This is a genomic window from Aeromonas sp. S11(2024) (assembly GCF_041402345.1).
Taxonomy (GTDB): Bacteria; Pseudomonadota; Gammaproteobacteria; order Enterobacterales; family Aeromonadaceae; genus Aeromonas; species Aeromonas veronii.
In genome coordinates, this window is record NZ_JBGLRC010000069.1 from 1 (window position 1) to 545 (window position 545).

The window sequence follows — 545 nt, forward strand, 5'->3', positions numbered from 1 at the left end:
GCTGGGGCGCCAGGATGTGCTGGTGCATCTCAAGACCAGCCCACAGGCGAGGAAGAAGTGGCCGCACCTGCCGGATACAGTGGAAGCCCGCTTGCTGACTCGCACTATCAATGGCAAAGAGCGGCAGGTGCTGACCTCGATGGTTGACCCGATGCGTTTCCCGGGTGCCGATATCGTCGAGCTCTACAGCCAGCGCTGGGAAATCGAGTTGGGCTATCGGGAGATGAAGCACAGCCTGCAACAACACCGGCTGACCCTGCGCAGCAAGAAGGCGGCGGGAATACGGCAAGAGCTGTGGGGAGTGCTGCTGGCGTATAACCTGCTGCGCAGCCAGATGGTAAAGATAGCGGCGAGTCTGAAGGGATACACGGCGAGCCAGTTGAGTTTTCACATGGCCTCGGTGTACCTCATCCATGAACTGAGCTGCATGCCGTATGTAGTGGTCAACTAAATCCGGACACTTGGTTAGGCCGTTCTTCGGCTTTTGCTGGCGGTATCCCGTTATTGTGTTGATGTGGACGCCGCCAGTTGTAGTAATCCATCAG

Annotated in this window: 1 pseudogene; it reads left to right on the forward strand. The window is 57.6% G+C overall.

The annotated features are described in order from the left end of the window. Positions 1-439 (forward strand): annotated as a pseudogene (locus ACB040_RS20765) (transposase); the annotation flags it as partial. Positions 440-545: the final 106 nt, after the last annotated feature.